The following is a 24,502-nucleotide window of genomic DNA, read 5'->3' on the forward strand; positions in this document are numbered from 1 at the left end:
ACTGTTCCGAGCGACGCCCGCGTCGCAGCGCAACACTTTGAGCGTGGTGCAGCCTGTTGCTTCGAATTGACTTACGGCGAGCGTTTTTAGTCAGTCCAGACTTTGTACCGCGTAGGCTCCCGTCGTCGCCTCGCCGCGCGCGTTGAAGTCCGCGAGCACCGTCTCGCGTTCGCGGACATCGGCCAGCACGGCCGGATCGAGTAGTGCGGTAATCACTTGTTCGCGCTCGCGGCTCGCTTCCGCCACCACGTCGCCAGACGGGCTCCAGATTGCGCTCGCACCGCACGTGGCCCAACCGCCGGTCGTGCCGATGTGATTCGACAACAACGCGTACACGGTGTTGTCGAATGCCCGCGCGGGAAACCAGATGCGCGACTGGTGGTAGCCGGTCTTCACGCTGAAGAGCGCGCTCACCAGATACGCGTGCGCGCCGTTGACCGCCGCAAGACGCGCGTGCTCCGGAAAGGCGGAGTCGTAGCACACGCCGAGCGCGAGACGCCATCCGTCGATTTCAAGCATGCGGCCTTGCGTGCCCGGCCGATAGATCTTTGCTTCGCTGCTGTACAGGTATTGCTTGTGATACGGATCGAGTCGCTCGCCGGAACGGCTGAACACCAGCGAAGAAATATGCAAGCCGCCCTCGCCGCGCGTCGCCGCGCCGACGATCACGGCAATCTCGCGCTGCCGGCAAATGTTCCGAATCGGTTCGAGGCGTGCGTCGTTTGCGTCGAACGCGTATTTCGCGGGGTCGCCGGCGATCAGGCCGGGTTCGTAGCCGCTCAGGAATTTCTCGGGAAAAACCACCAGTTTTGCACCGGCGTTTGCGGCCAGAGCGGTCAATTCGACCGTTCTGGGGATGTTGGCCGTGACGTCACCGGACACCGGTTGAGCTTGCGCAGCCGCGATTCGCAATGAAGTTTGCGGCAGCAATGCCTGTGTGTGATTCAACGCGCACTCCGTGATGAATGAACCGTTGCGATGCGCCCGCCTACGTTCAACCCCGGATATAGGCGGGCAACGCCTCGGCATTTAAACACGAGCAGCACGCCGCGTGTAAGTGCGAAGATGCGTGGTGAACCACCTGTGCGGTTTGGCGGTCGACATAGAAGACCCCCTCCTTCGAGTTGTTCGCCGACACGCGAATCCGATGCTAAAGAGCGCTTTTCGATGACCGAGCCGGCTGATTCCGACGAGACCACGGCCCCGGCGCCGTCTGCTCTTCCGGAGCGGCGCCGCGCGCCCCGGCCGCGCCGGATTCCGCGCAGCCGCGAGCAACAGGCGCGGCTCGACGCGCGTGAGCCGGCGTTCGAGCCGCTGCCTTTTTCCATCGACGAAACCGCTGCACAACGCCCCTTTGCCGTAAAACTCGCCGAGTGGTTCGACGCGCGCCGTTGGCAGCCATTCGAGTTTCAACGCGAGGTCTGGCAGGAAATCGGCCGTGGCGCGAGCGGTTTGCTGCACGCCACGACCGGCGCAGGTAAAACATGGGCGGTATGGTTCGGCGCACTGGCCGCTTTTGCCGCCCTGCCAACCACGCGCAAACGCACGCCCCGCACACAGCCGGAGCCGCTCACCGTGCTGTGGATCACACCGATGCGCGCGCTCGCTGCGGACACCGCGCGCGCGTTGCAAAGTTCGGCCGCGGAACTCGCCGTGCCGTGGAGCGTCGGGTTACGCACAGGCGATACGTCGTCGGCCGAGCGCGCGCGGCAGAACCGGCGCATGCCGTCGGCGCTGGTCACGACGCCTGAAAGTCTCTCGCTCATTCTCACTCGCCCGGATGCACGTGACGTGCTCGCGCACGTGCGATTGGTGATCGTCGACGAATGGCACGAGTTGCTCGGCAATAAGCGTGGCACGCAGACGCAACTCGCGCTCGCGCGTCTCGCGCATTGGCGGCCTGAATTGCAGGTATGGGGCTTGTCGGCGACGCTCGGCAATCTGTCCTTCGCCGCCGATGTCTTGCTCGCGCCCGTGAAGACGGCACGCGTGAGCGTGCATGGCGCGCTGCCGAAAGCACTGATCGTCGATACGGTGATTCCCGAGACCATCGAGCGGTTTCCGTGGGGCGGCCATGTGGGCATGCGCCAGGTGGGCGCAGTGGCCGAAGCGATCGGCGAGGCTCAAACGTCGCTCGTGTTTACCAATACACGCTCGCAATGCGAGGTCTGGTATCAGGCGCTGCTCGAAGCGCGGCCCGAATGGGCCGGCCTGATCGCGCTGCATCACGGCTCGCTCGATCAGGAAGTGCGCGACTGGGTCGAGCGCGGCCTCAAGAGTGGCTTGTTGAAAGTGGTTGTGTGCACATCGAGCCTCGATCTGGGTGTCGATTTTCTGCCGGTGGAGCGCGTGTTCCAGATCGGCTCGCCCAAGGGCGTCGCGCGTTTGATGCAGCGCGCGGGGCGTTCGGGTCACGCGCCGGGGCGGCCGTCGCGTGTCACGATCGTGCCGACGCATGCGCTCGAACTGGTCGAGGCCGCCGCCGCGCGCGAGGCTGTCGAGAAGCGTCAGATAGAAGGACGCGAGACGCCCGAGAAACCGTTCGACGTGCTGGTGCAGCATCTCGTCACCGTGGCGATCGGCGGCGGTTTCGACGCGCGCGAACTGTACGGCGAAATTCGCAGCACCTATGCCTACCGGCAAATGACGCAGGCGGAGTTCGACTGGGCGCTCGGCTTCGTCGAAGGAGGAGGCACGGCGTTGCGCGCCTATCCTGACTACCATCGCGTGGTACGCGAAAGCGACGGCCTGTACCGCGTGCCGCGCGAGGATCTGGTGCGAAGGCATCGCAACAACATCGGCACGATCGTCGCGAACGGCACCTTGAATGTCGCTTATCTCTCGGGCGGACGGCTCGGCGCGATCGAGGAATCGTTTATTTCACGGCTTAAACCAGGCGATATTTTTACCTTCGGCGGCCGTGCACTCGAACTGGTCCGCGTGCAGGATATGACCGCGTGGGTTCGGCGCGCGACATCATCGCGTGGAGCCATGCCGCAATGGGCGGGCAGCCGCATGCCGCTGTCCTCCGAACTCGCCGACGCCACGCTGACGATGCTCGCACGCGCGGCCGGCGGCATCTACGACGAACCCGAAATGCGCGCCGTGCGGCCGCTGCTCGAATTGCAGCAGAAGTGGTCGGCCTTGCCCGAGCCGGGCGTGCTGGTGGTGGAGTTAGTGAAATCGCGCGAGGGACACCATTTCTTTTGCTATCCGTTTGCCGGGCGCACGGCGCATATCGGTTTGGGCGCATTGCTCGCATGGCGCGTCGCACGCGAAAAACCCGGCACCTTTTCTATTTCGATGAACGACTACGGCTTCGAGTTGCTGTCCGCGCAACCATTCGATTGGGCTGCGCAACTCGAAAGCGGTTTGCTCTCGCCCAAAGAACTGGATCACGACATTCTCGCCAGTCTCAATTCTTCGGAACTCTCGATGCGGCGCTTTCGCGAGATTGCGCGCGTGTCGGGGCTGGTGTTCCAGGGGCATCCAGGGCAGCAGAAAAGCGCGCGGCAATTGCAGGCGTCGAGTGGCCTCTTCTACGAAATCTTTCGCAATCACGATCGCGGCAACCTGTTGCTCAACCAGGCCGACGACGAAGTGCTGCTGCAGGAACTCGACGCCCGCCGCATTCGCATTGCGCTCGAACGCATGAACGCGAGCCGCGTGGTCGTCACGCGACCGAAAAAGCCGACGCCATTTGCGTTTCCGCTGATCGTCGGACGCCTGCGGGAAAAGGTCAGCACGGAGAAACTCGCGGATCGCGTCGAGCGGATGCTCGCCGAACTCGAGAAGGCGGCCCGCACATGAAGCCGGCATCGTTGCCGGTGGAGATCGGCGGGCATGCTCTTGTGCTGTCGAGCTTGCGCGCGATGTTCGATCCGGCGCTGCGCTGTCTGTTCGTCGCCGATGCGCATTTCGGCAAGGACGCGGTGTTTCGCGCACGCGGCATTCCGGTGCCGATCGGCTCGACCGCCGACAACCTGATGCGACTGGATATTCTGATCGCCGAATTCGAACCGGCCATGCTGGTGTTTCTCGGCGACCTGCTGCATGCGCGCGAGGCGCATGCCAGCGAGACGCTCGACGCATTGCATGTCTGGCGCGCGCGGCATGCGGGGCTGCGGGTTGTGTTGGTCGAGGGCAATCACGACCGGCATGCGGGCGCGCTGCCGGCGACGCTCGACGTCGAGTATGTGCAGGAGCCTTGGCGTGTGGGGCCGTGGGCGTTGTGTCATCACCCGCACCGGGTGGAAGGTGCGTATGCGCTCGCGGGGCATATGCACCCGGTGTATCGGATTGCGACGCGCAACGATTCGGTACGGGTTCCGTGTTTCCGGTTTGGGACGGCGTGTGGGGTATTGCCTGCGTTCGGGAGTTTTACTGGAGGCGCGCGTGAGGATGGTCGCGTGGCCGGGGAGAAGGTTTTCCTGGTGGTGCAGGAGAGGGTGATTGAAGTGGTGTGATGCGGGACTTCGTTCTGATCTCTTGAGCAACTGATTCGTGGAGGTTGAGGGTGGGAGCGAGCGGACGGGGGTCGTTCGCTCGCTCCGTTTGGCATCGGTAGGGAGGCCGGTCTCCCGGCCTCCGTGCGATGAAGGAGCGTCGCTCCGTTAGTGGTTGCCGCCGCCGTGGCCGCCTCCGCCGCCGCCTCCGCCGTAGCCGCCACCGTGGCCGCCAAAGCCGCCACCGAAGCCGCCGCGGCCTGAGCCGAAGCCGCCGCCGAAGCCGCCGCCGTGGCCTTGGCCTCCGTTGCCGGAGCCTGGGCCGTTACCGCCGCGGCCGTGGCCGCCGTTGCCGGGGCCGCCTGCGCCGGGACCGCCATTGCCCGGGCCACCTGCGCCGGGACCGCCATTGCCGGGGCCGCCTGCGCCAGGACCGCCGTTGCCGGGGCCGCCTGCGCCGGGACCGCCGTTGCCGGGGCCGCCTGCGCCAGGACCGCCGTTGCCGGGGCCACCTGCACCAGGACCGCTTCCGCCCTTGCCGCCGTTGCCGGGACCGCCGTTACCCGGGCCGCCTGCACCAGGACCGCCATTGCCGGGGCCACCTGCGCCAGGACCGCTTCCGCCCTTGCCGCCGTTGCCGGAGCCACCATTACCCGGGCCGCCTGCACCAGGACCGCCATTGCCCGGGCCACCTGCGCCAGGACCGCCTCCGCCCTTGCCGCCGTTGCCGGGACCGCCGTTACCCGGGCCGCCTGCACCAGGACCACCATTGCCCGGGCCACCTGCGCCAGGACCGCCATTGCCAGCGCCGCCTCCGCCAGGACCGCCTCCGCCCTTGCCGCCGTTGCCGGAACCGCCGTTACCCGGGCCGCCCGCGCCAGGACCGCCATTGCCTGAACCACCTGCGCCCGGACCACCATTGCCAGCGCCGCCTCCGCCAGGACCGCCTCCGCCCTTGCCGCCGTTGCCGGAACCGCCGTTACCCGGGCCGCCTGCGCCAGCACCGCCGTTGCCCGAACCACCTGCGCCCGGGCCACCATTGCCAGCGCCGCCTCCGCCAGGACCGCTTCCGCCTTTGCCGCCGTTGCCGGAACCGCCGTTACCCGGGCCGCCCGCGCCAGCACCGCCGTTACCCGGGCCGCCTGCGCCAGGACCGCCGTTGCCCGAGCCGCCCGCGCCAGGACCGCCATTGCCGGAGCCGCCATTGCCCGGGCCGCCTGCGCCAGGACCGCCATTGCCCGAGCCACCTGCGCCAGGACCGCTTCCGCCTTTGCCGCCGTCTCCGTGACCACCGTCTCCGTGACCACCACTGCCGGGACCGCCCGCGCCAGGACCGTTTCCGCCATTGCCGCCGTCGCCGTGGCCGCCTTCTCCATGGCCACCATTGCCCGAGCCGCCTGTGCCGGGACCATTTCCGCCCTTGCCGCCGTCGCCCTTGCCGCCGTCACCATGACCACTGTCGCCGTGACCGCTAGCGCCATGACCGCCGTCGCCGTGACCACCATCGCCATGGCCACCATCGCCGTGAGCGCCGTCGCCGTGACCACCGTCACCATGGCTACCATCGCCATGACCACCGTCACCGTGACCACCGTCGCCGTGGCCGCCGTCGCCATGACCACCGTCACCATGGCCGCCATCGCCATGACCGCCGTCACCATGACCGCTACCACCATGACCACCATCGCCATGTCCACCGTCACCATGACCGCCGTCGCCATGACCGCTACCACCATGACCGCCATCACCATGGCCACCATCGCCATGACCGCCATCACCATGGCCACCATCGCCATGACCGCCATCGCCGTGGCCGCCGTCGCCATGGCCGCCATCGCCATGACCGCCGTCACCATGACCGCTACCACCATGACCGCTACCACCATGACCGCCATCACCATGACCACCATCGCCATGACCACCATCACCATGGCCACCATCGCCATGGCCACCATCGCCATGACCGCCGTCACCATGATGGCCACCATCGCCATGATGACCACCATCACCATCACCATCGCCATGACCGTGATGACCGCCGTGACCATGATGGCCACCATGGCCATGACCATGACCGCCGCCATCGCCGCCGTCGCCACCGTCACCTCCATCGCCGCCGGTGCCACCGCCATCACCGCCATCACCCCCTGTGCCGGTTCCGCCGCCGCCACTACCCGTACTGCCGGAGCCCAACCCCGACGAGCCGGAGTTAGCCCCACCATTCGCGCCGCTATTGCCCGCGCCCGTCGCCCCCACCGACGAAGGCCCGTTGCCGCCGCTGCCCGTAGCCGATACCGACCCACCCGCAGCCGCGGCGATTCCACTTCCACCAGGCATCACGAGGCTACCGATTTCCCGCTTGCACCCAAGCGAGTCCAGACAATCGGCCGGCAAGGCTTGCGCCAACATCATCTTGTTCGAGCTGACCGACGGCGCGGCCGACGCAGCCGGATTCGTTTGCGCACCCGCCATCGCCGCATACAGACTCACAGCAACTGCGAATACCGCCCGGCGCGTCCCCAGCGCCAGCGCGTCCCCGTTTTGCTTTTTCATTTCATTCTCCTAACTATATGCTTTGAGTGACCGGCCCTGGTAACAGGTGAATCTCTGTTCACTGTCAAAGATGAAACCTCAACGCCCAGTCGTCTTTGCCTCGCGTTACGCTAAAACCACATGACGCTCGGCCTCTCTCGCGCGGAAAACCCCGGTCCGATTCAACGTGATTCGAGAGAAGACAACTGGCTGTGCGCGAGCCTGTTTTTTAAAACCGCACAGCTGGGCCTGATGGACGTTGAAGTTATGCGGAGTGCCATCCAGTGACCGTGCGCTACCCCACGCAATGCGATATCGCCGCGTTTTTTACGATTAATTGCGCAGCGGAACTGTTAAAGATCGTCAGTTACCGGCCTTATAAAGAGTCGAAGATTCGAGCCTTTAGATACGCAGTCCCAACTATTATTTTTTTACGTTTTCCTTAATCCGCTTGATCAGATGAATCAAGCGGATACGTTCGAATGCTTCATATACGTGTGCATGCGAACACAAAAAGGAAACTGCCCATGCGCGAGTGAGGGCAATCACACAGACGGCACAACTCGGACTATTTACTCTGCGCCATAATCACCTCCGTACTTCGGCAAGGCGCAAAGACGTCGAGCGAACAAAAGCATTTCATCATCGGATCGACTACCCTTCCTCGCCATATAAAACTTGTGGCACGCACCGCATTCCAATTGCCGCGCGAATCCACCACCAATTCCTTTTTGAATTCGTTCGCGATGTATGCGCCATCGCACGGAGCGAGCGCGAATCCTGAATCGGGCGACAATACGAGCATCGCAATTTCATCGAGAACAGGAAAACAGATGCTTCTATCCGAACAATGGGTGCTGGTCACGGGCGGCGCTCGCGGACTCGGTGCGGCGATCACGCGCGCGCTGGTGCGCGAAGGCGCGAGCGTGGTCGTGAACTACCGTAACAGCGAAACAGCGGCTCTCGCGCTGAAAGAGGAATTGGGCGATCGTGTGCTGCCGCTTCGGGCGGACGTCACCGACGCGGCCGCCGTCACGCGCCTGTTTGAAAAAGCACAGGTGCAAACCGGGCAACCGATCGTGTCGGTAGTGAACAACGCGCTGGCCGACTTCCAGTTCGACGGCGACGCTCGCCCGAAAATCGACTCCATCGACTGGGCGCGTTTCCAGCAGCAACTCGACGGCTCGCTTAAAGGCGCGCTCAATACGATTCAGGCGGCGGTCGCCGGCATGCGTTCGCGAGGGTTCGGCCGCATCGTCAACGTGGGCACCAATCTGTTTCAGAACCCCGTGGTTCCCTATCACGACTACACCGCGGCCAAAGCGGCGCTGTTGTCGCTTACGCGTACCGCCGCCCACGATCTCGGTCCGGACGGCATCACGGTGAACATGGTGTCGGGTGGACTGCTGCGCACCACCGACGCAAGCGCGGCCACGCCGGAATTCGTCTTCGACCTGATCGCGAGCTCCACGCCGGTGCGCCGCGTCACGACACCGGAAGAGTTCGCGGATGCCGTTCTGTTCTTCCTGTCGCCGTGGTCACGCGCGGTGACCGGCCAGAACCTGATCGTCGACGGCGGCCTCGTGAAGGGCTGAGCGGTTCGCTCACGGCTCGTGCGCCGCCCATTCGCGCGAGCCAAACCAGGAAGTGTCGCTGCGCACCCACCACGCCGCGGCACAACCAACACTTCCCGTCAGTATCTTTTTCCGAAGCATTTCCACCATCCGCGGCGCCTGGATGGGCTAGCGCCACCGTCAAGGCCCGCGGACGCTTGCCGCGCGAGCTCCTGCGCACAATCGGTAAAGAACGCGGGTTTACCTTTGTTTGACTTCAGGAGGCAGACTCGTTTACTGGACGCAAAACAAGCTTTCAGAACACTTCCGATTTGCTTTGGTCAGCTGAATAGTGTTCTGCAAATCTCCACCACTATCAGGAGTTTGAGTCATGGTTAATGTGTCCAGCAGCGCCGTCGACGAATTGAAAACCGCCATGCGGGGCCAGGTTCTGCTGCCCGGCGACGCGAGCTTCGATGAAGCCCGCAGCATCTGGAACGCGATGATCGACCGGCGTCCGGCGATCATCCTGCGTTGCGCAGGCGTAGCCGACGTGCGCCGCGGCGTGGCGTTCGCGCGCGACAACGGCCTGCCGCTCGCAATTCGCGGCGGCGGCCACAACATCGGCGGCAGCGCATTGTGCAACGACGGCGTCGTGCTCGACCTGTCGCAGATGAAATCGGTGCGCATCGATCCCGCGGTCCGTCGCGCGTATGTCGAACCGGGCGCGACGCTGCGCGATTTCGATCATGAAGCGCAGGCCTTCGGACTCGCCACGCCGCTCGGCATCAACTCCACCACCGGCGTCGCGGGCCTGACGCTCGGCGGCGGCTTCGGCTGGCTGAGCCGTAGATACGGCATGACCGTGGACAATCTGGTGTCAGCCGACGTCGTCACCGCCGAGGGCGAACTGGTCCACGCGAGCGCCGATTCGCACGAAGATCTGTTCTGGGCCATTCGCGGCGGCGGCGGCAATTTCGGCGTCGTCACGCGATTCGAGTTCGCCCTGCATCCGGTCGGACCACTGGTGTACGGCGGCCTCGTGGTCCTGCCGATCGACCAGGCGAGGGACGCCCTGCTCAAATACCGCGCCGCTAACGCCGGCATGCCGCAGGAACTGAGCGTGTGGGCCGTGCTGCGACTCGCGCCGCCGTTGCCCTTTCTGCCACCCGAAGTACACGGCAAGCCGGTGATCGTCTTCGCGATGTGCTATACCGGCGACGTCGAAAGCGGTCCGGCCGCGGTGGAATTCGTGCGCGCCTTTGGAACGCCGCTCGGCGAACATCTCGGCCCAATGCCGTTTGTCATGTGGCAACAGGCGTTCGACCCGCTGCTCACGCCGGGCGCGCGCAACTACTGGAAATCGCACAATCTCGACGAGATTCCGGACGGCCTCATCGACGCGCTGCTCGCCGCGATCGACAACCTGCCGTCGCCGCAATGCGAGATTTTCTTCGGACAGATCGGCGAGCAGACCCAGCGCGTCCCAGTCGAAGCCACCGCCTATTCGAGCCGCGACACGCTGTACGCGATGAACGTGCACGGCCGCTGGGACGATGCGAGCGACGACGAGCGCTGTGTCCGCTGGGCCCGCGCATTTTTCGATGCAGCGGCGCCGTTCGCGCTCGGCAGCGTCTACGTCAACTTCATGACGGAGGAGGAAGGTGGACGCGTCGCAGATGCGTACGGGCCGAATTACGAACGCCTCGTCGGTGTAAAAAACCGCTACGATCCACGCAACCTGTTCCGTCACAACCAGAACATCCGGCCGTCGGCGTAGTCATAGACAGGCGGGGAACGGGCGCCGGGATCTTGCGCCTTGTCCCCGCTAACGCGCGGCGGGGCCGGGCACGCAAAGTGCTGGTTAGCAATTGACGTACGGGCGTGCCGGCGTCACGGCCCTACCGCTTCCTTGGAAACGAAAAACGCCACTTCATAACGTCAATAACGCAAAAGGAAAACAATCATGCGCAGACGACAATTCATCATGACCACCAGCGCCGCGCTCGCCACTGCAGGTTTCGGCCTCGCGGGCTGCACGACGACGTCGCCGTCCTCGAGCGCATCGCCTTCGGCCAACGCCGGCAAGCGTGACAGCATCAACGCGGGAGTCGATTCCACGCTGTCGCGTCTCTACGAGAACGTCGCCGGCTCGCGTGAACTGGTGGCCAAAGCACGCGGCATTCTGGTGTTCCCGAACGTCATCTCGGCGGGCTTCTGGGTCGGCGGCCAGTACGGCGAAGGCGCGCTGCGCGTGGCCGGCCGCACGACCGGTTACTACAGCACCGTCGCGGGCTCGTTCGGTTTGCAGATCGGCGCGCAGTCGAAGGCCCTCATATTCCTGTTCATGACGCAAGATGCACTCGACAAATTCACCAGCAGCCAAGGCTGGGCTGCCGGCGCGGATGCCACCGTCGCCTTGCTGAAGATCGGCGCGAACGGCGCGGTCGACACGTCGACCGCCACGAGTCCGGTCGAAGCCTTTGTGCTGACGAACGGCGGCCTGATGGCCGGCATATCGCTCGAGGGCACCAAGGTCTCGCGTCTGATGATTTGAGTATTTGAGTCTGAACGCACACGCGCATTGCCACGCAGCCGCCTCGCCGGTTGCGTGGCATCTCCGCCCGGCCCGGCGCGGACGCTGCCACTGCGTTGCCCGCCTCCCGGTCACCCTGACCGCACTGCTGTAAAATCCACGCTTTTTGCAATCTTGCCCGGCCACCGCTGCGCCTCAGGCCGGGACACTCATCTGTTCGCATACGCGCGTCTCGCTTACATACGCGCCGTTTGCCCGGACTTCCCACCTAGCAGAAGATGAACACCGCTCGTCCCACTCACGGCTGGCTCGCCACGCTGCCCGGCATCAAAAGCAATGTCCTCGCAGGACTGACCTCGTCGTTCGCGCTGGTGCCGGAATGCATCGCCTTCGCGCTGGTTGCCCACCTCAATCCGTTGATGGGCCTGTACGGCGCTTTCTTCATCTGCGCCATCACGGCGTTGTTCGGCGGACGGCCCGGCATGATTTCCGGGGCCGCCGGTTCGATGGCGGTGGTCATCGTCGCGCTCGTCGTGCAACACGGTGCGCAATATCTGCTCGCAACAGTGATCCTCAGCGGGATGCTGATGGTGCTATTCGGCGCGCTGCGGCTCGGCAAACTGATCCGCATGGTCCCGCATCCGGTGATGCTCGGCTTCGTCAACGGGCTGGCGATCATCATCGCGATGGCGCAGCTCGCGCACTTCAGACAGACCACGCCGCAAGGCGAACAATGGCTGCACGGCAGCGCGCTGCTGATGATGTGCGGACTCGTGGCGCTGACCATGGCGATCGTCTATCTGCTGCCCCGGCTCACGCGCGCGGCGCCGCCCGCGCTGGTGGCGATTGTCGGCGTGGGTCTCTTCACGCAGTTGCTGCATGTGCCGACGCGCACGCTAGGCGACATGGCGCACATTGCGGGCGGCCTGCCGAGTCTGCATATGCCGAGCGTCCCGCTGAATCTGGACACGCTGCATGTGGTGCTGCCCTACGCGGTGCTGATGGCGATCGTCGGCCTGCTGGAAACGCTGCTCACCTTCAATCTGACTGACGAGATCACCGAAACGCGCGGCCAGCCGAACCGCGAATGCCTCGCGCTCGGCGCGGCGAATATCGCCTCGGGTTTGTTCGGCGGCATGGGCGGCTGCGCCATGATCGGCCAGACCATGATCAATCTGAATTCAGGCGGCCGTTCGCGCCTGTCTGGTATCGTCAGCGGCGTGATGATCCTGATGTACATCCTGTTCCTGTCCCCGCTGATCGAGCGCATTCCGCTGGCGGCACTCGTCGGCGTGATGTTCGTGGTCGCGCAGCAAACTTTCGCATGGGGCTCGCTGCGGGTGCTGGGCAAGGTGCCGCGCAACGACGCGCTGGTGATCGTGGCGGTCACCATCATCACCGTGTTCTCCGATCTGGCGATCGCCGTGCTGTGCGGCATCGTGATCGCCGCGCTCAATTTCGCGTGGCAGCACGCTCGTGAAATTCACGCGCATGTCGAAGATCGCGCCGGCGACAAAATCTACGCGCCGCGCGGCACGCTGTTCTTCGCATCGACCACGCGTTTTCACGAGCTTTTCGACCCGGTAAAAGATCCCGAGCGCGTCACGGTCGACTGCCGCGATCTGCTGTTGGCCGATCATTCGGCGCTTGCGGCATTGCAAGGCTTGGTCGAACGTTATCGAAAGGCCGGCAAGGAGCTACGTATGAAGAACTTGTCCGAGCGCAACGAGCGTCTGCTGAGCCGCGCCGGAATTGCATTTGCATGACGAATGGCAGCACGGACACCTGAAAGTTGCGCGCGCAACCTGACGAATTTCTAACGCCAATTTGCACCTGGTGCAAACACTGATCGAAGGTAATATTTCCCGAGACCGTCGGTTTTTCGTACTACAGTAGACGTTCCGCGTGCAGTCTTCGGAGGCCACCGTGACAAGACGCGTATCGCTCGACGATGAAACCGAGTTTGCGATCTGGAAACGCAGAAGCGCAGCGGATGCCAGGCAATCGCGCCGCGTTCTAATAGGACATCGTGACAAGGCGATCGGCGAATCGCTGGTGTTGCTGCTTTCGCTGAAGGGCTACGACGCGATCTACGCCGCAGATCTGATCAAGATGCAAAGCTTTCTGAAGTGGTGGAAGCCGCACGCGGTTTTACTCGACACGCGCCTGGACTCCGTTTCCAGCTATGAATTCACGCGCACGGCGCGCGCGGAACGGTCCAATGCCGACGTCCTGATGCTGGCCATGAGCAACGTCTGGCCGCTCGACCCGATCGGCCTGCTGAAAGACGCCGGCTTCGACGGCCATTGCCGGCGCCCCTGTTCGCTCTGGCGCGTGGCGGATATTCTCGAAAACCACTTCGCCCAGGCGTGAGCGGCCGGTCAGCGGCCTTCTGGCAGTGTGAACACGGCAATCGCCGCGCTGAGCTGCCCGGTCTGCGCTTTCAGCACATCCGCTGACGCGCTCGCTTCTTCCACCAACGCTGCGTTCTGCTGGGTCGTCTGATCCATGCTCGCCACCGCGATGTTGACCTGCTCGATGCCCGAGCTTTGCTCCACCGAAGCCGCGCTGATCTCGCCCATGATGTCCGTCACGCGACGCACCGCCTGCACGACTTCCTGCATGGTTTCGCCGGCGCGGCTGACGTACTGCGAGCCGCCTTCGATCTGTGCCGCGGACTCTTCGATCAGCGTCTTGATCTCCTTCGCGGCCGCCGCGCTGCGCTGCGCGAGGCTGCGCACTTCGCCCGCCACCACGGCGAAGCCGCGTCCTTCCTCGCCGGCGCGCGCCGCTTCGACCGCCGCGTTCAAAGCAAGAATGTTGGTCTGAAACGCGATCCCCTCGATCACACCGATGATGTCGCCGATCCGATGCGACGACTGCGAAATGCCGCGCATCGTCTCGACCACCTGGCCGACCACTTCGCCGCCGCGCGCCGCCGTCTCCGATGCGTTATGCGCCAACTGGCTCGCCTGCTTCGCGTTGTCGGCGTTCTGCTTCACGGTCGCGGTGATCTGCTCCATGCTCGACGCGGTTTCGCCGAGCGCGGTGGCCTGCTGCTCGGTACGGCGCGACAGGTCTGCATTGCCGGCGGCGATTTCGTTGGACACCGTCGAGATCAGCGTCGCGCCGCCGCGAATCTGCGCGATCGCCTGCGCGAGGCGCTGCTGCATGCGCTGCATCGCGGCCAGCAGGCTGGTTTCGTCGCCGGCTTTCGTCTCCACCGTCACGTCGAGGTCGCCGTCGGCGATACGCGCGGCGATCTGCGCCGCGTACGCCGGTTCGCCGCCGAGTTGGCGCAAAATGCTGCGCAGAATCACGCCGATCACGAGTGACACGACCAGGCACAGCAGCAGCGCGGCGCCCACATACTGGATGAGTGTCGTGTAGAACGCGGCGTCGATATCGTCGGTGAATACGCCGGTGACGATCGTCCAGTCCCACGGCTTGTACAGCCGCACGTAGTTGATCTTCGGCGCCATTTCGTTGGAGCCCGGCTTCAGGAACTGCAAGTGGATGAAGCCTTCGCCTTCTCGCTGGGCGAGATCGGAGCCGTCCTTGAATACGTGGCGGCCTTGCGGGTCGGTGAAGCCGCTCATGTCCTTGCCTTCGAGGTCGGCGCGCACGCCGTGCATCAGCACGCGGGCATGCGCGTCCTCGATCACGAGGTAGCCGCCTGCACCGTCGTAGCGCATGGCGCGCAGATCGGCCATCGCCGTGCGCTGCGCGTCGGCGAGCGGCATGGTGCCCGCGGCGACCAGGCCGTTATAGCGATCGAGCACGCTGTACGCCACGCTGACCACGCTCTTCAGTTCGGCCTGGCGGTCGGCGATCATCGTGTCGCGTGTTTTGAAAGCGCCCCACAGGCCGATTGCCAGAATTCCCATGCACATGACTGCTAGTGCAAGCCAAAGCCGCACCTTCAGGCGAAACCGTTCCATCTCCGTATCCCTTGTACTTGTCGTCGACGCGCCGCCTCGCGGCGGACGCCGCGGCGGTTCATGTCACTCTTTGGATTAACGGCGGAGCGGGGGAAAACTTCAGGCTTTGCCGGTCGGCTTCGGACGCCGGGCCAGGACGTGGGTGTGGCAGGCTCCGGCCGGAGCGCGAACCCGGCTGGCTCTGTTTACTAAGAGACACGCGCGCGGCGGCGCCCTTCGCCTAATTTGATGTCGTGCTTGCGGATCGAGCCGAGCCTCACTCCGCCGGCAGCGTCAGCGACGCAACTTCGCAGCGCGGCCATTGACGCAACACGTCGGGCGCCAGCAACAACTTGGCGGCTCGCACGCCCGCGCCCATGACGATCTGGGTCCGCTCCATAACGGCGGCATCGACGAGAATGCGCCAGTCGTCCGGCAAGCCGAAAGCCGTGATGCCGCCGAACTCCATGCCGCTGTGCTCCACCGCCGCTTCCCGCTTGGCGAACGAAAGCCGCTGCGCGCCCAGCGCCGCTTTCACCGCGCCGTTGATGTCGAGCCGCAGCGAACCCAGCGAGACCACCGCCGCGTAATGCTCGGCGCCCTCTTTCTTGTAGCGGATCACGATCGTGTTCGCGCAGTCTTCCAGACCGAAGCCGTAGCGCGCACTGAATGCGGCGGTATCCGACGCGTCGTCGGTGACGGAGAAAACCGTTACGCCATGCGCCGGCAATTGCTCGACCACATGCGCAGGCAAATGCGCGCCCAGTTGTTCCGCTGCAATGACGTCCAGCCGCTGTACGAGTTCGTGCGAGTGCATAGTGAGCAAAAGTGTAGGAGGATCCCTCGGCATTCTAACGGCACTCCTCGCCCGAGGTGTGCCGCCCGGCACGCAGGCGGCGCGCGCCGGTCACGCTTGTTATAGTGACAGGCACAAGGTTTGCGAAAGGCTTTGACGCGAAGACCGTGGCTAAGCTCCTTGAACAGTCAGCCCCCGGTCCGCACCCGCCACCTCGTCTTGCCCGCGCGGCGCCAGCACCCATTGGGAAACACGACCATGGATATCGACACGCTTTCCGCCGAGAACCTCCAACTGGTGGCCCGCAAGCAGGCCAACTGGGCCATCGGCGCCTTCAAACAGTTCTCCGAAGACCGCTGCGCTGCGATGGCCGCCAGCATCGCCTTCTATGCCGCGTTCTCGCTCGCGCCCACGCTGGTCATGGTGATCGCCGTGGCCGGCTGGTTCTTCGGCGCCGAAGCCGCGCGCGGCGAGTTGTTCGACCACATTCACGGCTTGCTCGGCGATCAGGCCGCCGCGGGCGTGCAAACCATTGTCGAGAACGCCCATCACAGCGGCAGCGCCGGCGGCGTAGCGGCGATCATTTCGCTCGCGACACTGGTGATCGGCGCTTCGGCCACCTTCTCGTCGCTCAACAGCGCACTCAATATAGTGTGGCCGTACACGGGGCCGCGCTCGTCGAGCGTGATCGCGCTGGTGCGCGTGCGCCTGATCTCGTTCGGGCTGGTGCTGGGCGTCGCGTTCCTGCTGATTGTTTCGCTGGTGCTCGATACGGTCATTATCTTCATCGGCAAATGGCTGTGGGGCGACTCGCCGTATGTCGTGATCGGCAATCTTATGCAACTCGGCGTCGGTCTGCTCGTGCTGGCGTTCGCCTTCGCCGGCTTGCTCAAGTTCCTGCCGGATGCCCGCGTGCGCTGGCGGGATGCGCTCGTCGGCGGGATAGTCGCGGCCGTGCTGTTTTCGGCGGGCAAGAAGCTGTTCGCGCTGTATCTCGCGCACGCCGGCATGGCCACCTCGTTCGGCGCAGCCGGCTCGCTCGCCGTGCTGCTGATGTGGCTGTACTTCTCCGCCGCCGTGCTGCTGCTCGGCGCGGAATTTTCGGCGGCGCGCGGGCGCATGCACGATCCGCGCGGTGGCTGGGGCATACAGGACGACACGCCGCCCGGCAGCCGCGCCAAGCTCGCCTCGGTTCTGGCGGCATCGACGATGGCGGCGGATGCCGTGCCGCACGCCGACGCGGAACCGGACGGACGCACCGCTTTGCGCGACGCCGCGCTCGCCCCCGCGATGCGCAACGCAAAGGCGGGCGCACTCAGCGGCGCAGCGCCGGTGGGGACTTTCCGGGTGCACTCCAGAAACAGGCCGTCGGCGCGAGCGACGGCGCTCAAGGTCGGCCGTACGGTCGTGCTGGCCGAAGCGCAAGCGACGCGCATCGCGGCCGTCACGCTCATTGAGGCGAGCCGCAAAGCCGTTGCGGCTGATCGCTACGTGAGGCGCCATCCGTGGACGTCGGTGCTATTCGCGGCGACCGCTGGGCTCGCCGCGGTGATGGTCGCGCGCCGCAATACCGACGACAGCAACCACTAAATCGCAAGTTGCAACCAGGCCAGTTACCAGGGCTGCACCCGTCAGCCCGGACGGTAGCACCTGCTCACAGCGCCGAAACCCTGTCTAGCCGCGTCGTCAAGCGAATCCGTCTCGATTTTTATGGAAACGCTACAAAACAGGCAGGAAACTTAGACGACTTCATTACAAACTACATTCAAATCAGTGTCGAAAGTACACGTAACGGAGCAGTCACTGTCAACAAAACAACAATAATGCTGAGTCAATGAATAAATGTTGCGGAAACAGAAATAATCGTTAACGCGCTTTAAATACAAGGCTTTGCGTGGTTTGTCAGTTTTTGGAGACACTCTTTTTTTTCCAGTTCTTGCCAATTGACCCTCTGAGCTATTCTCCTTTCCGCAACAAAGAAACTAATCATCTGCGTGGAGAAATGGATGAAACGAATCGCACTGTCTACCCTCTCGCTGGCGCTGCTCGGCGTCACTGGCGTGGCACATGCTCAAAGCAGCGTAACTCTGTACGGCTTGATCGACGAATCGATCCAGTACGTTCACAACACGGTGGATTCCGCTGGCCAGAACAAGAACCTGGTAGCCATGTTCGCCGGCAACCTTCAAGGTGACCGTTTCGGCTTGAAGGGCACGGAAGACCTGGGCGGTGGCCTGAAGGCAATCTTCCAGTTGGAAAACGGCTTTGACGTGAACAGCGGCAAGCTGGGTCAAGGCGGCCGGATGTTCGGTCGTCAAGCGTTCGTGGGCCTGACGGGCGATCAATGGGGTACGGTCACGCTGGGTCGTCAGTACGACCCGCTGGTCGATCTGGTCCAGCCGCTGACGGCTGACAACTACTTCGGTTCCACCTTCACCACGCCGGGCGACGTCGACAACAACGACAACTCCTCGCGCACGAACAACGCCATCAAGTACACCTCGCCGGTGTGGGGCGGCTTCCAGTTCGAAGGCATGTACGCTCTGGGCGGCGTGGCTGGCGCAACGGGTTCGGGCCAAACGTGGTCGGGTGCTGCAACGTACGCAACGGGTCCGTTCAGCGTCGCTGCCGGTTACTTCCGCGCAGACAACGGCAACACGCTGGCTAGCCGCACGGCGGCAGGCTCGGTGGGCTGGAACGGCAGCACGTCGGACGGCACGTTCGACAACCAGGTCAACGGCGCATACGCCGCGGCCAAGTCGATCGGCATCGCTTCGGTCGCTCTGCAATACGTCGCAGGCCCGTTCACGGCTAACCTGCGCTACAGCAACGCACAGTACAAGCCGGATGCGAATTCGGGCTTCGGTTCGACCGAGAAGTACAACATCGGCGGCGCATACCTGGGTTACCAGGCAACGCCGGCAATGCTGGTTGGCGTGGGCTACATCTACACCAAGGCTAGCGGCGATTCGAGCGCAACGTATCACCAGGTTTCCCTGGGCGGCGACTACAACCTGTCGAAGCGCACGGACATCTACCTGGTTGGCGCATATCAGCACGCAAGCGGCCAGCAACGCACGTCGGCCGGCACGCTGGTCGATGCAGGCGCAGCAATCGGTTCGTATAGCTACAACTCGGCTTCCAGCTCGCAAGAGATGGTCAGCCTGGGCATCCGCCACAAGTTCTAATCGAACTTTGACGGACTGCTGAAGCAACACGCAGTTGAAGACCAGCCACGGGCGAGAAGCCCATGGCTGGTTTTTTTTCGTCCTGAGTTCTTTGCTTCTTCGGGACGACACAAATGAAAAAGGCCGTCAGCAAGCCTGATTCAGGCTGCTGACGACCTTTGGTGTGATACCTCGCGCGCTCGAAGCGCCGGAGCGCTGAAGCAAGCAAGCGCGGATACGCCGCTCAGCCTACTTTCGCTGCGCCTTGCCCCGCTCAGCCTGCGCCAACGTCTGCGCGGGCTTCGCATCGAGTTCATGCTCGATGCCGTCAGCGCCCACCGGCGCGCGATGCAGCACCAGCGCCCGCTCCCGCTGTAACAGCGGCACATTCGGCGATTCCTGCCAGTCCGGATCGGGGATCTCGCCGAACACCTGGCGCAGCCGCTCGCCCCAGGTGCGGTGAATCATCTCGAAGTACGTATTGTCGTGATCGATCGAGACGAAGCGCGTGACGCGCAGCGTGTCCTTTTGATAAACCAGCAGATCGAGCGGCAAGCCGACCGACAGGTTCGAGCGCAGCGTCGAATCCATGGAGATCAGCGCGCACTTGGCGGCTTCGTCGAGCGGCGTGGACGGCGTCAGCACGCGGTCGATGATCGGCTTGCCGTACTTGGCCTCGCCGATCTGGAAATACGGATTCACCGCCGACGCCTCGATGAAATTCCCCGCCGCGTAGATCATGAACAGGCGCGGCCGGTTGCCCGCGATCTGCCCGCCGAGAATGAAGCTGCAATTGAAGTCGACGCCGAATTCCTGCAGCGCCTCCGCCTCGCGCTGATGCACGCAGCGCACCGCGCGGCCGATCACGCGGGCCGCGTCGGCCATGGTAGGCGCGCTCCAGAGCGTGGGCTGGGAAGGATCCGTGGGCTCGGACAACTCGTGCAGCACCGCCTGGGTGAGCGACAGATTGCCCGCGCCCAGCAGCGTGAGCATGCGCTCGCCCGGCAGCTCGAACACCGACATCTTGCGCGCGGTGCTGATGTGATCGACGCCCGCATTGGTGCGCGTGTCCGAGAGGAACACGAGACCGTCGTCGACGGACATCGCTACACAGTAAGTCATAAGGAAAGGTACCCGCAAAAAACAACTGAACGCCGCTATTGTAATGCGGCGCGCATGCGCCTCTATCGTGCTTTGTTCCTGTTTATCGGCCTTTGCGGGCCTCAGCTGAATAGATATGAGGGCTGGCGCGCGCTCGCGCCTCCAGGCCCGCTCCGCGGACCGCCCTCCTTCTGCGTCTATTGTGACAGCTGCGAGCTGACCGTAACGGACACTTTGAGCTGTTCTTCCAGCCCGCCGATACGCCGGCCGCGCACCGGAGCAGCCGCTTCATAGTCTCGCGCGACGGCGAGGCGGCAGTAGATTTCGCTGGCAAACGCGGCATGCGTGACGTCGATGGAAATCCAGCCCTTGCCTTCGAGCCACACGTCCACCCACGCATGGCTCGCGCCGTGCGTCACCTCGCCGGGTTCGATATAGCCGCTCACGTAGCGCGCCGGGATGCCGCGCGCGCGGCAGCACGCTAGCATCAGATGCGCGTGGTCCTGGCACACGCCGTTGCCGAGCGCGAGCGCCTGGGCGGCCGTGCTGGTGACTTCGGTAATGCCGGGGTTGTACTTCACGCGCTGCAGGATCTGCTCGGACAGCGCGATCAGATTCGCCGAGCTCGTCAGGTTCGGCACGGATTCGGCCAGTTCACGGACCGCGCCATCGGCCTCGGTCAGCCGCGTGGAGCAGGTGAAATGCTCGAGCGGAATCGGGCCGACTGCGTCGGGCAAATGACCGTCGATCAGCGGAATCGTGTCCACTTCGCCGGCCACGTGCAGGCGAATCTCGCTATGCGGCTTGTTGATGACCAGCGTGTGCAGCACGTTGCCGTAGGCGTCGAAGGTCGCGTCGAGCTTGCCCGGCGCGTCGATGCTCCAGCGCCGCACGACCTGCGAGGCGCCGCTCGCCGGCGTCAGACGCAATTGCTGGATCGAATAATGGACAGTCGCTTCGTAGCGATAGGACGTGTCGTGGCGGATCGTCAGGTACATAAAAGAACTCCGTCAGGCGACTGGCAACATCAGATAGGTACGCGCAACCAGATTGCCCAGCTCGAACACGCGAGCGAGGAACTGTGTCAGATAGGCGTGCAGGCCGGCTTCGAAAATCTGCCGGATGTCGGAGTACACGAGTTCGGCGCGCAGCTTGCCGGCGAACCGTTCGCACTGGTTGGAGCCCGATGTGCGCAGCATCGCCAGATTCACGCAGACGCCTTCGAGCGACGCCAGCAGCGAACGCGGCATCTGCTGATTCAGGATCATCAGTTCGACCACGCGCGCCGGCGTGACGACGTCGCGATACACCTTGCGATAGATCTCCAGCGCCGACACCGAGCTCAGAATCGAGGTCCAGTAATAGAAGTCTTCGAGCTGGCGTGCGGCGTCGCGTGAATTCGGTTCGACGTCGGCAAAGCGCACGTCGAGAATCCGCGCGGTGTTGTCGGCGCGTTCGAGGAAGGTGCCCAACTGTGTGAAGAAGAACGCGTCGTCCTGCAGCGCGGTGCCGATCGTCACGCCGCGCGACAGATGCGAGCGGAACTTGACCCATTCGAACAACGCGCCCGGATTGCTCGCGGCCTGGCCGGACGAAGCGCGCTCATTGAATTCGAGCCACGTATCGTTGATGGTTTCCCACCACTCGGTCGTCAGCGTGCCGCGCACGGCGCGGGCATTTTCGCGCGCGGCCTGCAGACACGAATGAATACTCGACGGATTGGTCGCATCGGCCACCATGAAATCGAGCACGTGTTCGCGGGTCGGTTCGTCGTAGCGCTGCGCGAACGCGGTTTCGAGTTCGGAGATGCGCAGCACCGAGCGTTGCGCGCGCGCCTCCTGGTCGGGCGTCTGCGGCAACAGCAGCGCCTTCAGGTTGATATCGAGCATGCGGGCGGTGTTCTCCGCGCGCTCCATGTAGCGGGCCATCCAGAAAAGGTGATCGGCGGTTCGGCTTAGCATGACGGCGTTCCGTATCTGATGACGCGAGGCCTCGTCAAAGTAAAAGGCCCGCGCTGGTTATCCGTGTGCGCCGGTGGCGTGCGAGTCGCGTATCGCTTGCTGCCCCGGCGCGTTGGGTTGCAGGCGCGGTTGCGTGAAGCCTGGGCAACCGCATCGGCAACCGCGTCAGTCGACCATCCACGTATCTTTGGTCCCGCCTCCCTGCGACGAATTGACGACCAGCGATCCCTCCTGCAGGGCCACGCGCGTCAGTCCGCCGGCGACCATCGTGACGGTCTTGCCGGACAGCACGAACGGACGCAAGTCGATATGGCGCGGCGCGATGCCGGCTTCGACGAAGGTCGGACACGCGGAAAGCGCCAGCGTGGGCTGTGCGATGTACCCCGCCGGACGCGCGATCAAGCGCTCACGGAATGCTTCGATTTCGGCTTTCGTCGAAGCCGGTCCGACGAGCATGCCGTAGCCGCCCGCGCCGTGCACTTCCTTCACGACCAGCTCCGGCAAATGCGCGAGCGTGTACGCCAGATCGTCCGGCTTGCGGCACTGGAACGTGGGCACGTTATTGAGGATCGGCTTCTCGCCGAGGTAAAACTCGATCATTTCCGGCACGTACGGGTAGATCGATTTGTCGTCGGCGATGCCGGTGCCCATCGCATTCGCGAGCGCCACGCGGCCGGCGCGATACGCGGTCAGGAGACCCGGCACGCCGAGCGCCGAGTCGTTACGGAACGCGAGCGGATCGAGAAAATCGTCGTCGACGCGGCGGTAGATCACGTCGACGCGCTTCGGCCCCTGCGTGGTGCGCATGAACACATAGTTGTCGTCGACAAATAGATCCTTGCCTTCCACCAGTTCCACGCCCATCTGCTGCGCGAGGAAGGTGTGCTCGAAATACGCGGAGTTGTACATGCCCGGCGTGAGCACCACCACGACCGGATCGTCGACGCCTTCCGGCGCGACCGAGCGCAGCGTATCGAGCAATAGATCGGGATAATGCGCGACCGGCGCAATGCGGTTCTGCACGAACAGTTCGGGGAAAAGCCGCATCATCATCTTGCGGTTTTCGAGCATATAGGAGACGCCCGACGGCACCCGCAGGTTGTCTTCGAGCACGTAGAACTCGCCTTCGTCGCCCGCGCGCACCACGTCGACGCCGGCGATATGCGCGTAAACACCGAGCGGCACATTCACGCCCTGCATTTCAGGCCGGTATTGCGCGTTGGTATACACCTGCTCGGCCGGCACGATACCGGCGCGCACGATATTGCGGTCGTGATAGACGTCGTGGATGAACAGATTGAGCGCCTGCACGCGCTGGCGCAAACCAGCCTCCAGCGTCTGCCATTCACCGCGCGGAATGATGCGCGGAATCAGGTCGAATGGGATCAGCCGCTCGGTGCCCGACAGGTCGCCGTTCACCGCGAAGGTGATGCCGACCCGGCGAAACAGCAGGTCGGCTTCCGCACGCTTGCGTGCGATCGCCTCGTTGCCCTGCTTCACCAGCCACCGCTCAAAGCGCGCGTAGTGTGGCCGCACGGCATCGTCATGATGACGCATCTCGTCATAGCATCGCATGTCACGCCCCGCTCTTGTTGTCGGATAGAAGGCGAATGCGCTGCGCATTCGGTGTTCGACAATCGATCAAGCAAGCGCTATGCCATTGAGCTTTTCGCGTACTAAACAGGTTGCATGCACGCGAATAGCGCATCCCGGCCGGCATGGCTTCGATGCCATCGTACTGCGGCGGCCCATGATGCGCTAGTACGGTGCATTTGCGGCACCGCGGTGCGCCGCCGGGAAATCCCTGAGCCGTCCAATCAAATCGCAATACGCCCTGAGCGCGCATGAAAAATCCCCGTGGATTTGCACCCACGGGGATTCGGACAACGTGCACTGCGGATCGTCCCCAAGGGGACTTCCTTCGAAGCGTCTCAAGCGTCAACCATTGTTAAACAACGGCAACGCGTGAAACGCGATCAGCCTGCAGCTGCGTCTTTCAGCTTCTTCAGCGGACGTGCCTTGATGCGCACGCTAGCCGGCTTGGCCGGGAACCAACGCTCTTCGCCCGAGAACGGGTCTTTGCCGAAGCGCTTCTTCTTCGCCGGCACAGCTTGCACGACGATCTTCAGAAGACCCGACAGCGTGAATTCGCCAGCGCCCTTCTTGTGCACGGCGCCGAGGATCGTGTCTTCGAGCGCGGCCAGAACAGCCTTGGCGGTCTTCGGTTCCACAGCAGCGCGTTCAGCGACGTGTGCAGCCAGCGAGGCCTTCGTGAAGGTGTCCTTGATCGGCGACGGAGCGCTGGACGCCTTCACGGCGACCTTCTTAGCTGCGACGGCCTTCTTCGCAGGAACTTTCTTTGCAGCAACCTTCTTGGTCGGTACCGGGGCAGCAGCCTTCTTGGCCACCTTTTTTGCGGAAGTCGGCATGTTTCTCCTACCTGTTGTGGTCAGTGAATTGCACGAAGCGCACACGGTATGTGCACGCTTCA

At 63.9% G+C, this 24,502-nt stretch carries 18 protein-coding genes; 10 read left to right on the forward strand and 8 right to left on the reverse strand.

The window, feature by feature from the left end; genetic code table 11:
* Positions 1 to 90 precede the first annotated feature (90 nt).
* Complete coding sequence (locus P0D73_RS00995) at positions 91 to 948, reverse strand: carbon-nitrogen hydrolase family protein (RefSeq protein ID WP_408429130.1); 858 nt, start codon at positions 946 to 948, stop codon at positions 91 to 93.
* Positions 949 to 1,167: 219 nt separating this feature from the next.
* On the opposite strand from P0D73_RS00995, the gene P0D73_RS01000 reads away from it, so the two are divergent.
* From P0D73_RS01000 to P0D73_RS01035, 8 genes are all read left to right on the forward strand, one after another.
* On the forward strand, positions 1,168 to 3,810 hold the full coding sequence (locus P0D73_RS01000; RefSeq protein WP_408429132.1) for a ligase-associated DNA damage response DEXH box helicase: 2,643 nt from the start codon (positions 1,168 to 1,170) through the stop codon (positions 3,808 to 3,810).
* The gene (gene pdeM / locus P0D73_RS01005) at positions 3,807 to 4,466 is read left to right on the forward strand and encodes a ligase-associated DNA damage response endonuclease PdeM (RefSeq protein ID WP_408312135.1); all 660 of its coding nucleotides are present in this window, start codon (positions 3,807 to 3,809) and stop codon (positions 4,464 to 4,466) included. Before P0D73_RS01000 ends, pdeM begins: the two co-directional genes overlap by 4 nt.
* Positions 4,467 to 5,729: 1,263 nt before the next feature.
* Positions 5,730 to 7,028: a hypothetical protein gene (locus tag P0D73_RS01010; protein ID WP_408429134.1), complete on the forward strand. Its 1,299-nt coding sequence runs from the start codon at positions 5,730 to 5,732 to the stop codon at positions 7,026 to 7,028.
* 782 nt (positions 7,029 to 7,810) lie between these two features.
* Positions 7,811 to 8,572: a 3-oxoacyl-ACP reductase gene (locus P0D73_RS01015; RefSeq protein ID WP_408312129.1), complete on the forward strand. Its 762-nt coding sequence runs from the start codon at positions 7,811 to 7,813 to the stop codon at positions 8,570 to 8,572.
* A 349-nt stretch (positions 8,573 to 8,921) separates the two neighbouring features.
* On the forward strand, positions 8,922 to 10,310 hold the full coding sequence (locus tag P0D73_RS01020) for an FAD-binding oxidoreductase (RefSeq protein ID WP_408429136.1): 1,389 nt from the start codon (positions 8,922 to 8,924) through the stop codon (positions 10,308 to 10,310).
* Positions 10,311 to 10,496: 186 nt separating this feature from the next.
* On the forward strand, positions 10,497 to 11,087 hold the full coding sequence (locus tag P0D73_RS01025; RefSeq protein WP_132377831.1) for a BPSL1445 family SYLF domain-containing lipoprotein: 591 nt from the start codon (positions 10,497 to 10,499) through the stop codon (positions 11,085 to 11,087).
* A 257-nt stretch (positions 11,088 to 11,344) separates the two neighbouring features.
* Complete coding sequence (locus tag P0D73_RS01030) at positions 11,345 to 12,832, forward strand: SulP family inorganic anion transporter (protein ID WP_408429138.1); 1,488 nt, start codon at positions 11,345 to 11,347, stop codon at positions 12,830 to 12,832.
* A gap of 160 nt (positions 12,833 to 12,992) precedes the next feature.
* Positions 12,993 to 13,439 carry a response regulator gene (locus tag P0D73_RS01035; RefSeq protein ID WP_408175027.1) on the forward strand — a complete coding sequence of 149 codons (447 nt, stop codon included), beginning with the start codon at positions 12,993 to 12,995 and terminating at the stop codon, positions 13,437 to 13,439.
* Positions 13,440 to 13,447: 8 nt separating this feature from the next.
* Here P0D73_RS01035 and P0D73_RS01040 read toward each other — a convergent pair whose 3' ends face one another.
* Positions 13,448 to 15,007: a methyl-accepting chemotaxis protein gene (locus tag P0D73_RS01040; protein ID WP_132377835.1), complete on the reverse strand. Its 1,560-nt coding sequence runs from the start codon at positions 15,005 to 15,007 to the stop codon at positions 13,448 to 13,450.
* A 256-nt stretch (positions 15,008 to 15,263) separates the two neighbouring features.
* Positions 15,264 to 15,803, reverse strand: coding sequence for a YbaK/EbsC family protein (locus tag P0D73_RS01045; protein ID WP_408175370.1), 540 nt, complete (start codon positions 15,801 to 15,803; stop codon positions 15,264 to 15,266).
* A gap of 237 nt (positions 15,804 to 16,040) precedes the next feature.
* Between P0D73_RS01045 and P0D73_RS01050 the strand changes: the two genes are divergently transcribed.
* Complete coding sequence (locus P0D73_RS01050) at positions 16,041 to 17,372, forward strand: YhjD/YihY/BrkB family envelope integrity protein (RefSeq protein ID WP_408429141.1); 1,332 nt, start codon at positions 16,041 to 16,043, stop codon at positions 17,370 to 17,372.
* A 416-nt stretch (positions 17,373 to 17,788) separates the two neighbouring features.
* The gene (locus tag P0D73_RS01055; protein WP_132377839.1) at positions 17,789 to 18,970 is read left to right on the forward strand and encodes a porin; all 1,182 of its coding nucleotides are present in this window, start codon (positions 17,789 to 17,791) and stop codon (positions 18,968 to 18,970) included.
* A 228-nt stretch (positions 18,971 to 19,198) separates the two neighbouring features.
* On the opposite strand, the gene P0D73_RS01060 is transcribed toward P0D73_RS01055, so the two are convergent.
* The 5 genes from P0D73_RS01060 to P0D73_RS01080 form a co-directional block, all read right to left on the reverse strand.
* On the reverse strand, positions 19,199 to 20,071 hold the full coding sequence (locus P0D73_RS01060) for a proteasome-type protease (RefSeq protein WP_132377841.1): 873 nt from the start codon (positions 20,069 to 20,071) through the stop codon (positions 19,199 to 19,201).
* 176 nt (positions 20,072 to 20,247) lie between these two features.
* A complete protein-coding gene (locus P0D73_RS01065; RefSeq protein ID WP_132377843.1) occupies positions 20,248 to 21,048 on the reverse strand; it encodes a transglutaminase family protein in 801 nt (266 codons plus the stop codon).
* Between the two features lie 12 nt (positions 21,049 to 21,060).
* On the reverse strand, positions 21,061 to 22,011 hold the full coding sequence (locus P0D73_RS01070) for an alpha-E domain-containing protein (protein ID WP_132377845.1): 951 nt from the start codon (positions 22,009 to 22,011) through the stop codon (positions 21,061 to 21,063).
* Between the two features lie 165 nt (positions 22,012 to 22,176).
* Positions 22,177 to 23,586 carry a circularly permuted type 2 ATP-grasp protein gene (locus tag P0D73_RS01075; RefSeq protein ID WP_132377847.1) on the reverse strand — a complete coding sequence of 470 codons (1,410 nt, stop codon included), beginning with the start codon at positions 23,584 to 23,586 and terminating at the stop codon, positions 22,177 to 22,179.
* Between the two features lie 401 nt (positions 23,587 to 23,987).
* The gene (locus P0D73_RS01080; protein ID WP_007177969.1) at positions 23,988 to 24,440 is read right to left on the reverse strand and encodes an HU family DNA-binding protein; all 453 of its coding nucleotides are present in this window, start codon (positions 24,438 to 24,440) and stop codon (positions 23,988 to 23,990) included.
* Between the last annotated feature and the right edge of the window lie 62 nt (positions 24,441 to 24,502).

This window comes from Paraburkholderia sp. RL18-101-BIB-B, from assembly GCF_046026985.1.
Taxonomy (GTDB): Bacteria; Pseudomonadota; Gammaproteobacteria; order Burkholderiales; family Burkholderiaceae; genus Paraburkholderia.